We start from the raw sequence: 9,369 nt of genomic DNA, 5'->3' as shown, positions 1-9,369 counted from the left end.
GTGGGGCAGTTACAGATAAATTGACTGACCCACCGCATTCGCGAGCAAGCCCGCTCCCACATTTAGACTGTGTTGCATCAGATAGAAAGGCTTTTGCTTCGCACTTGACCTGGCTCTTGCTTCAACCACTCAGGTCGGCTTTCAGGCCGCCGTGCTGTAGATCTTGATCTTGATCTGCTTTTGATCTGAGGCGCCCCGTTAACCACGATAGCCGAACGCAGGCAAGCCAGCTCCCACACTGACCGCGTTCCTACCGTGTGTTCGGCTTAAACCCGCGCCGCAAACACCGCCTGATGCGCCCGGCACTGCTCAGCCGTCAACATGAACACACCGTGCCCACCGCGCTGGAAGTCCAGCCAGGCAAAGTCGACTTCCGGGTACAGCGCTTCGACGTGTACCTGGCTGTTACCGACCTCAACAATCAGCAAGCCCTTCTCGGTCAGGTGGTCGGCGGCCTCGGCCAGCATGCGCCGCACCAGGTTTAAACCATCGTCGCCGCAGGCCAGACCCAATTCCGGCTCGTGCTGGTATTCGTCCGGCATGTCGGCGAAATCTTCGGCATCTACGTACGGCGGATTAGAGACGATCAAGTCAAAACGCTGGCCCGGCAGACCGTCGAAGCCGTCACCCTGCACGGTGTAGACGCGCTCATCGACACCATGACGCTCAATGTTCTGGTTGGCCACTTCCAAGGCTTCGAAGGACAGGTCGCCCAGTACCACTTCAGCGTCCTGGAACTCGTAGGCACAGGCGATGCCGATGCAACCGGAGCCGGTGCACAGGTCGAGGATGCGCGCCGGCGGCTGGGCCAGCCACGGCTCGAAGCGGTTTTCGATCAGTTCGCCAATCGGTGAACGCGGGATCAACACGCGCTCGTCGACGATAAACGACATGCCGCAGAACCAGGCTTCCTTCAACAGGTAGGCGGTCGGTACGCGCTCATGAATGCGTTTGTGCAGCAAGCGCTGCACATGGGCGACTTCCTCTTCTTCGAGGTTGCAGTCCAGGTAACTGTCGGCAATTTCCCAAGGCAGGTGCAAGGCGCCGAGCACCAATTGCCGGGCTTCGTCCCAGGCGTTGTCGGTGCCATGCCCGAAAAACAGGTCTTCCCCATGGAAACGGCTGACAGCCCAACGGATGTGGTCGCGCAACGTGCGCAGGCGGGAGGTAATCACGGGGGCAAGCTCCTGGAAAAAACGACTGGCGATTCTAACAGCCTTCACCTGTACCGACGATGTACGAAAAACCGCTCGCCATCCGTCGGAATTCATCCAAATTGCCATCATTGCGCCAAACAAGTCCACCTCTTGACATGGCTGCACGTCAACAACGGCGTACCTTACGATGGTAGCGATTCACAGAACCGCTCAGCCAGTGGACAATGTGACAAAAGCCCCCCTCACAGGAGCCCCAGAATGTCCGTTCCAAAGACGATGTTTCAACTCAGCGGTCGCGGTTACGCAGCAGCCAACCTGAACCATGCGACCCTCGTGATCATCGACGCCCAGAAGGAATACCTCAGTGGCCCACTCGCCCTGTCCGGCATGGACACGGCGGTCGACAACATCAAGCAGTTGGTCGCGGCGGCACGCAACGCCGGGCGCCCGATTGTGCATGTGCGTCACCTGGGCACCGTCGGTGGCCTGTTCGACCCGCAGGGCGAACGCGGCGAGTTCATTCCCGGCCTGGAACCCCAGGGCGATGAAACCATCATCGGCAAACTGCTGCCCAGCGCATTCCACGGCACCGGCCTTGAAAAACACCTGCAAGACCTCGGCTCCCTGGACTTGATCGTCTGCGGTTTCATGAGCCACTCCAGCGTCAGCACCACCGTGCGTGCCGCCAAGAATCTGGGCTTTCGCTGCACCCTGGTGGAAGACGCCTGCGCCACCCGTGACCTGCCTTACAAAGGTGGCATCCTGAGCGCCGAGCACGTACAGCAAACTGAAATGGCCATCATGGCCGACAACTTCGCCACCCTCGCCTTGACCAAAGATCTGATCTGATCGTCCTCGAGATGAGCGGCGTATTTATTGCCCCGCTCATCCGCAAAGCCCTCTCATTTGGCGCATTTACCGCTGCTGCCGGAACAACCTGTGTATCTTCCGGTCGAAGGGCCGATACCCTGGAGGAAAGGTCGGAATGAAGATATCCGATGGTTTTGACGCTCGTCGCTTGCGCCCCAAGGGCCCGAGCAATTGGCGTCTGCGCCTGGTAGCCGGCTTTGCCGCGTTGCTGGCCATTGTAGGTTTGCTGTTGGCCGGCGCTGGTGGCGCCGGCCTGTTTGGTCATTCGCCGGCCCTTGGCGAGTTGAATGCCAGCCCCGGTGGCTCGGCTATCCTGTTGGTAATCGGGCTGCTGGTGCTGTGGTTCGGCGTGTGGTTGTGGCGTCGCAGCCGTCGGAAAATGCGTCAGCCGCTGTCACTGAACATCGCTTCGCACTTGATGAAAAAGCACGACTGATGGCGCTTGGATAGCGTTTCCTGCGCCCTGGCCGCCGCGATTTAGGTAAACTGCCCGCCCTTCGCGGAGGCTGACATGCAAGACGACGATTTTTCCCTGTTCAAAAACGAGCTGCGCGGCGTCAAGCCGATCAAGCACGATCGTGCCGACACCGGCAAACCCAAGGCCGACCGGGCGCAGATCGCCAAGCTGCGCCAGGCCGCGACCGTGCGCACCGACGCCACCACCGTGGACGGCCTGTCGGACCAGTTCGTGATCGACGTAGGCCCGGAAGATGAGCTGATGTGGGCCCGCGACGGCGTGCAGGAAAGCCAGATGCGCAAGCTCAAGATCGGCCAGATTCCGTTCGAAGGCAGCCTCGACCTGCACGGCATGAACGTGGAAAAAGCCCGCGAAACCCTCTGGGCCTTCCTCGCCGAAGCGACCAAGTTCGAAATCCGCTGCGTGCGCGTCACCCACGGCAAGGCCGTGCGCCTGGACGGCAAGCGCCCCATGATCAAGAGCCACGTCAACACCTGGCTGCGCCAGCATGCCCAGGTACTCGGCTTTACCTCTTGCCAGGCCCGCCACGGCGGCGCCGGTGCGGTGTATGTGATGCTCAAGCGCACCATGATGGAAGGGCGTGACGAGTAAGCAAAAAAAGCCCAGCAAACAAGCTGGGCTATCGGGCATCATCGCTTCAGTCGTCGAAATGCTCTTTCGCTTTTTTCTCTCTCGCTTGCGAGATCATTGCCTTCTGCAACGTAATCGCGGTGTCGGCAGCGCATCGATACACCGCACGTCGTTCTTCCACGGAACCACTTCGAAAGAAATCTGACATGGTCGTCGATGAATACTTCTCTATGACTTCCTTAACTTCGCCTTTCATAAGGCTACTCCGATCAAAATTTGCTCAAGCTGATCAGGATGGTAGGGCTGCCTGACGAGTTCGTCAATTTCATCAGCCGATAGGTCGATACCAACCTGCGACTCTCCTGCGTCGGTGTCCTTGATAAGAACATCGACTTGCAACGCCCCGAGAAATTCACGTTTCAAGCGGCATACCGTCGCTTTTGATGCATAAAATTGGCGAATGAACTCTTTGCACGGAATATTTCGACCCTCAACGGCTTCACGTGCCAACACGAACTCCCAAGCCAGTTCAGGCTTCTGGTAAACGTAGATAACTTGTACAGACCTGTTTTCCTTATCAAGGGCTCGCTGGATGTTTTTTCGAGCCACGGCAAAATTCGCCAGTGTTCCATCCAACAAGAAGGACTGGCGCTGCTGATAAACCAAGTCGACAGTCCGCTCTACCATAGCGGTTACGGCACGCTGAAAAAGGCTGGAGTTTCGTCCCGTATACTCAGGAAAGTATTCCCTGAAATCATCAGGGTCGATACGTAACGCACGGGATCCCCCCTCCTCCATCAAACGAATAAATGATTTTGAGACTTCTGTCTTGCCCGCGCCGGGAGAACCCGCCATGAATACCGAGACCGGATAATTTTCGCCCGGGTAATTAGCCAGGCACGCCAGCTCACGTGCAATCCTGGTTCGATTTGCCTTGGCAAAGATCAGTGCGCGCTCAGAAATGCTTCGCTCCAGCGGGGTCATTACGTCCTCCTCAACGGAGGCCGACTCTAACATCGCTATCGCCTGGGAATACAACTGTCGGCCTACCTACGCTACTATGTGCGCCACATCACCCGCCGCTCCTGCGGGCAGGGCAACGCTTCACATTGGTACAGGCATACACCGTACCGTTCTGAAACCCATACGGAAACAGTCCTGTGACATTGGAACAAAACTATACCGCGATCCTCGGCCAGCTCGGCGAGGACGTTTCCCGCGAGGGCCTGCTCGACACGCCAAAGCGTGCCGCCAAGGCGATGCAGTACCTTTGCCGCGGCTATGAACAGACACTGGAAGAGGTCACCAACGGTGCCTTGTTCAGCTCCGACAACAGCGAAATGGTGCTGGTCAAGGACATCGAGTTGTACTCGCTGTGCGAACACCACCTGCTGCCGTTTATCGGCAAGGCGCATGTGGCGTATATCCCGAGCGGCAAAGTGCTGGGCCTGTCCAAGGTCGCGCGGATTGTCGACATGTATGCACGTCGCCTGCAGATCCAGGAAAACCTCAGCCGCCAGATCGCCGATGCCGTGTTGCAAGTGACCGGCGCCCTGGGCGTGGCAGTGGTGATCGAAGCCAAGCACATGTGCATGATGATGCGCGGTGTGGAGAAACAGAATTCGTCGATGATCACGTCGGTGATGCTGGGTGAGTTCCGCGAAAACGCGGCCACCCGCAGCGAATTCCTCAGCCTGATCAAGTAACAGGCTGTGTAGGAAAAAGCCGGCGTTCATCGCCGGTTTTTTTTCGCCCGCGAAATTCAGGTAAGCTGCGGCCCCTTCTTCATGGGCAAGAGGTTTTCAGCCATGTTCGTCAAAGCACTTCGAGTGGGTCTCGGCCACATCATCATCGCGGGCGACTTCCTGACCCGCCCACGCAAAAAGCAGCGTTCTGCCGAGCAACAGGCACAGGTCAACGCGGCGGCCAAGGAGCTGACGCTGTATCAGTTCCACGCCTGCCCGTTTTGCGTGAAGACTCGCCGCACCCTGCACCGCCTGAATGTACCGGTGGCGCTCAAGGACGCGAAAAACAACGAGCAGGACCGCCAGACTCTGCTGGAGCAAGGCGGCAAGATCAAAGTGCCGTGCCTGCGTATTGAGGAGAATGGCCAGAGCACCTGGATGTATGACTCCAAGGTGATCATTGAGTATCTGGACAAGCGGTTTGCCGCGATCTAACGGCTGCAGGAGATCCAATGTGGGAGCGGGCTTGCTCGCGAAAGCGGTGGATCAGTCAATTAATCTATCGACTGACCCTACGCCTTCGCGAGCAAGCCCGCTTCCACATTAGTTATGTATTACCAAGTCCAGATCCAATAAGGCCGAGCCCAGGCACTTGCCATGGGCGTCCAGCGCCAGCGAGCGAGTGACGCCGCCGCGCAGGATCCCCGGCAGCACGAAATTCAGCGCCTGCACGTTGGGCAATTCATAACGCCGCACTGGCGCTGCATCCGGCTCCCGCAAGCCGGCGAAAAACCCGGCGACGCGCTCGGGCGTGAGCTGTTCACACAGCAGCGGATAGTCCTCGGCACGGTAGGCAATGATCGAGATGTTCGAGGTGTCGCCCTTATCGCCGGTACGGGAATGGGCCAGTGTGTGCAGTTTCATGCTTCGATCCTCGGGTTGACCGCGCTGCGCGGCAGCAGCAAGGAGGCTACCGCCACCACCTGGCGCACGCTTTTACTCGCGCCGCCGCCACCCGACGGGCCATTGGTGTAGAGGGTTTCCACTTCGTTGCCGACCCGCACCGCCTCACTGCGATCTTCACACCGGGCGGCCACGCGCAGGCGCACCTCCCAGGGTTCGACGTTACTGCGGGGGCCGTGCAATGAATCCATGCCGATTAGCTCGGCGCGTATGTCTTGCATCTTCACACCCATCAGTTCCAGGCGCTTGAGTACGATATCCCGCGCCAACTCAGCCCGTGCGACAGCACCCGGGCCGCCGTAGGACATCTGCCCTTCGCCAATCCATCCGTCCAGGTAACCCACGCTAACTTTCAACCGTTCAGGCCGAGCGCGCCCGTCAGCACCTTGAGCGCGGACGCGATCAACGCCCTCCTCCACAAAACTCACTTGGGAAAAGTCTGCCGTCACGTCCGGCGTCAAGTAAGCCGCAGGGTCGTGTACTTCGTAGATCAACTGCTCGGTGCACGTTGCACGGCTGACCCGGCCGCCCGTGCCTGCGACCTTGGTGATTACAGCTTCGCCCTCGGCATCGATTTCGGCCAACGGGAAACCCAGACGTGCCAGGTCATCCACATCCTTGAAGCCGGGATCGGCAAAATAGCCGCCGCTGACCTGCCCCGCGCATTCCAGCAAATGCCCGACCAACGTGCCGCGCCCCAGGCGCTGCCAGTCGTGCGCAGCCCAGCCGAACTCAAACATCTGCGGCGCCAAAAACAGCGACGGGTCGGCCACGCGCCCGGTGATCACCACGTCGGCATCGGCGCGCAAGGCTTCAAGGATGCCGTCGACGCCCAGGTAGGCGTTCGCGGATATCAGCCGCGCCCCCAATGAACCCACAGTCTGGCCGTTATCCAACAACAACTCGGGCTGCAAACCTTTCAATACGTCATCACCCACCACAGCCACGACCTTGAGGTTCAGGCCCAACTCACTGGCAACCCGCCGCACTTCTACGGCGGCTGCCACCGGGTTGGCCGCGCCCATATTGGTAATGACCCGCAGGCGACGGCCGCCTTTTACGCCAACAAATGGCAACACCCGGCGCATGCGTTCACTCAGCAGCGGATCGTAACCCCCTTGTGGATCGCTGATACGCGCCTGTTGCGCCAGGGCAATGGTGCGTTCGGCCAGGCACTCGAACACCAGGTAATCCAGGTCGCCCTGTTCGGCCAGTTCCACGGCAGGCTCGATACGGTCGCCGGAGTAGCCGGCGCCGGAGCCGATGCGCAAGGTTTTCATCTCAAATCACTCCCAGGAGCAAGGCGGTCAGGGTCATCAACACTGACGCGGCAAACAGAAACGGAATGGTGAAGCGCTGGTGATCGGCCAGTTCGATCTTGCACAGGCCCACCAGCAGGAAGGTCGCAGGCGTCAGCGGGCTGACCGGGAAACCGGTGGTGTGCACACCCAGCAATGAGGCCTGGGCCACTTGCAGCGGGTCGACGCCCAGGGCTTTGCCGACCTCGGCGATCACCGGCATCACGCCGAAATAGTAGGAATCAGGGTCGAACAGCATGCTCAACGGCATGGAAATAAAGCCCACCACCGCCGGGATCAACTTGCCGTGGCCGGCGGGAATCTGCGCCACCGCCACCTCGGCAATCGCCTTGAGCATGCCGGTGCCTTGCATGATGCCGGTGAACACGCCGGCGGCGAGCAGGATACTGGCCATGGTCAGGGCGGTTTTGGCGTGGGCATCGATGCGCGCGCGTTGGGCGTCCACATTCGGGTAGTTGATGCACAGCGCCACCACGGTGCCGAGCATGAACATCACCACCGGGTCGACCCAGCCGGCAATCATCACCACCATGACCAGCACGGTCAGCAACAGGTTGACCCAGAACAGCCGTGGGCGCCGCAGCTTGATGTCGTCGTCGCTGAGCACCCGTTGCGGTACCGCATCCACCGAGGAACCGGCGCCCAGGCCCAGGCGTTTTTCTTCACGACGGCCCAGCCACCAGGCACAGGCAAACACGAAGACCAGGCCGACGATCTGCACCGGGATCAGCGGCTGGAACAGGTCCGCCACCGGCACATGCAAGGCCGCCGACGAGCGCAGCACCGGGCCGGTCCACGGCAGGAAATTGACCCCGGCGGCCATGGCGCAGACACACGCGAGGATGCGTTTGTCGATGCCCAGCCGCGTATACAGCGGCAGCATCGCCGGCACCGTTACCAGAAACGTCACCGCGCCGGAACCGTCCAGGTGCACCAGCAGCGCCAACGTCGCGGTGCCGACCACAATTCGTGTAGGACGCGTGCCGACCGTGCGCAGGATGCGATCAATGATGGGGTCGAGCATACCGGCGTCGGTCATGATCCCGAAAAACAGAATCGCGAACACAAACATGCCCACCACCGGGGCGACGTTCTTGATTCCGGTAATGATGAAGGCGCTGGTTTGCAGGCCGAAACCGCCGAGCAGTGCAGCAATGATCGGCAAGGCGATCAGCGCCACCAGCGGCGACAGGCGTTTGCTCATGACGGCAGCGAGCAGGCACAGGATGGTAATGACACCCAGGGTTGCGAGCATGGGTTACTCCAGAGCGGCCTTTGCGGCCGGTTATTGTTTTACCCGGAGTATTGGAATCACGTTAGTCTTTGTAAATTGGAATATTCGGCCTGGCACGTTCGGAAAAACAAAATGAAGAACAGCATCCAACACATACAAGCCTTTCTTGCCGTAGCCCGTACCGGCAGTTTCACCAAGGCCGCCAACGAGTTGCACTTGTCGCCCTCCGCGCTGACGGTACAGGTGCAACAACTCGAAGACTGGCTCGGGGTTGCCCTGCTCGACCGCAGCCCGCGCCATGTGAGCATTACCGCCGCAGGCGAAGACGCACGCGGCCCGATGGAAAAACTGCTGCTGGACCTGGACAACATCGTCACCGGCTCCCGCGACCTCGCCGCCCTGCGCCGGGGCGTGGTCAGCATCGCCGCGCTGCCCTCGGTGTGCGCCGGCGCCCTGCCGCCGGCCTTGCGCCTGTTTCGCGAGCGCTTTGCCGGCATCGAAATACGTTTGCATGACCTGGTAGCCCATCGCATTCATGCGCAGGTGCGTGAAGGCGTGGTGGATTTCGGCATCGGCGTGCGTGCGCGACTGAGCCACGGCCTGGAATTTTTGCCGGTACTCAATGATCGATTGTGTGCGTTTGTGCCGCTGGAGCATCCCCTCGCCCATCATCGCCAACTGACCCTGGAGCAATTGGCGGACCAGCCGATCATCCTCACCGGGCGCGACAGCAGTGTGCGCGAGCAGGTGGACGCGTTGTTTGATCAGACGCGGCTGACGATGAATGCCGGCATGGAAGCCAACTACATGTCGACGGTGCTGGCGTTGGTGCGCCAGGGGTTGGGCATCAGTGTGCTGCCGGAGTCGGCGGCGGACAGTTTGGCGGGGTTGAAGCGAATCAACATTGACCATCCCGGCGTGAACCGCGAGATCGGCTTGATCAGTCGCAGCGGGATGGGCCTCAGCCCATCGGCCCAGCGCTGTTTTGAATTATTAAATGATGAACTCTCTGGCAAAACATAAAGCTAAATGTGGGAGCGGGCTTGCTCGCGAAAGCGGTGGATCAGTCGAATCATCAGCGACTGACATACCG

General features: G+C 60.0%; 12 protein-coding genes. 6 read left to right on the top strand and 6 right to left on the bottom strand.

Annotated features, from left to right (window positions below):
- Positions 1-266: 266 nt before the first annotated feature.
- Positions 267-1,175: a 50S ribosomal protein L3 N(5)-glutamine methyltransferase gene (gene prmB, locus ACTD9P_RS28585; protein ID WP_058420625.1), complete on the bottom strand. Its 909-nt coding sequence runs from the start codon at positions 1,173-1,175 to the stop codon at positions 267-269.
- A 240-nt stretch (positions 1,176-1,415) separates the two neighbouring features.
- On the opposite strand from prmB, the gene ACTD9P_RS28580 reads away from it, so the two are divergent.
- The 3 genes from ACTD9P_RS28580 to ACTD9P_RS28570 all read left to right on the top strand — a co-directional run bounded on the left by ACTD9P_RS28580 (position 1,416) and on the right by ACTD9P_RS28570 (position 3,096).
- A complete protein-coding gene (locus ACTD9P_RS28580) occupies positions 1,416-2,006 on the top strand; it encodes a cysteine hydrolase family protein (RefSeq protein WP_438870279.1) in 591 nt (196 codons plus the stop codon).
- Between the two features lie 136 nt (positions 2,007-2,142).
- A complete protein-coding gene (locus ACTD9P_RS28575) occupies positions 2,143-2,463 on the top strand; it encodes a hypothetical protein (protein WP_438870278.1) in 321 nt (106 codons plus the stop codon).
- A 75-nt stretch (positions 2,464-2,538) separates the two neighbouring features.
- Positions 2,539-3,096 (top strand): Smr/MutS family protein, encoded by a 558-nt coding sequence (locus tag ACTD9P_RS28570; RefSeq protein ID WP_017137833.1) that lies wholly within the window; start codon positions 2,539-2,541, stop codon positions 3,094-3,096.
- A gap of 46 nt (positions 3,097-3,142) precedes the next feature.
- On the opposite strand, the gene ACTD9P_RS28565 is transcribed toward ACTD9P_RS28570, so the two are convergent.
- Both ACTD9P_RS28565 and ACTD9P_RS28560 read right to left on the bottom strand, forming a co-directional pair.
- On the bottom strand, positions 3,143-3,331 hold the full coding sequence (locus ACTD9P_RS28565; protein ID WP_438870277.1) for a hypothetical protein: 189 nt from the start codon (positions 3,329-3,331) through the stop codon (positions 3,143-3,145).
- A complete protein-coding gene (locus tag ACTD9P_RS28560) occupies positions 3,328-4,059 on the bottom strand; it encodes a zeta toxin family protein (RefSeq protein WP_438870276.1) in 732 nt (243 codons plus the stop codon). The genes ACTD9P_RS28565 and ACTD9P_RS28560 overlap by 4 nt, the downstream gene beginning before the upstream one ends.
- Before the next feature lie 176 nt (positions 4,060-4,235).
- On the opposite strand from ACTD9P_RS28560, the gene folE reads away from it, so the two are divergent.
- Positions 4,236-4,781 (top strand): GTP cyclohydrolase I FolE, encoded by a 546-nt coding sequence (gene folE, locus ACTD9P_RS28555; protein WP_003175229.1) that lies wholly within the window; start codon positions 4,236-4,238, stop codon positions 4,779-4,781.
- Between the two features lie 102 nt (positions 4,782-4,883).
- Complete coding sequence (locus ACTD9P_RS28550; RefSeq protein ID WP_438870275.1) at positions 4,884-5,255, top strand: glutathione S-transferase N-terminal domain-containing protein; 372 nt, start codon at positions 4,884-4,886, stop codon at positions 5,253-5,255.
- Positions 5,256-5,363: 108 nt separating this feature from the next.
- On the opposite strand, the gene ACTD9P_RS28545 is transcribed toward ACTD9P_RS28550, so the two are convergent.
- From ACTD9P_RS28545 to ACTD9P_RS28535, 3 genes are read right to left on the bottom strand one after another with little or no spacing between them, the layout of a single operon-like run.
- Entirely contained in the window at positions 5,364-5,684 is a 321-nt protein-coding gene (locus ACTD9P_RS28545) for an AtuA-related protein (RefSeq protein WP_438870274.1), read from the bottom strand.
- On the bottom strand, positions 5,681-7,003 hold the full coding sequence (locus ACTD9P_RS28540) for an acyclic terpene utilization AtuA family protein (protein ID WP_438870273.1): 1,323 nt from the start codon (positions 7,001-7,003) through the stop codon (positions 5,681-5,683). The genes ACTD9P_RS28545 and ACTD9P_RS28540 overlap by 4 nt, the downstream gene beginning before the upstream one ends.
- A 1-nt stretch (position 7,004) precedes the next feature.
- Positions 7,005-8,297 (bottom strand): CitMHS family transporter, encoded by a 1,293-nt coding sequence (locus tag ACTD9P_RS28535; protein WP_138814543.1) that lies wholly within the window; start codon positions 8,295-8,297, stop codon positions 7,005-7,007.
- A gap of 111 nt (positions 8,298-8,408) precedes the next feature.
- Between ACTD9P_RS28535 and ACTD9P_RS28530 the strand changes: the two genes are divergently transcribed.
- Positions 8,409-9,299, top strand: coding sequence for a LysR family transcriptional regulator (locus ACTD9P_RS28530; protein ID WP_438870272.1), 891 nt, complete (start codon positions 8,409-8,411; stop codon positions 9,297-9,299).
- The last annotated feature ends 70 nt before the right edge of the window (positions 9,300-9,369 follow it).

This window comes from Pseudomonas onubensis (assembly GCF_965653655.1).
Taxonomy (GTDB): domain Bacteria; phylum Pseudomonadota; class Gammaproteobacteria; order Pseudomonadales; family Pseudomonadaceae; genus Aquipseudomonas.
Note: the sequence above shows the minus strand (reverse complement) of the source record. Positions and strands in the feature narration are given on the sequence as shown.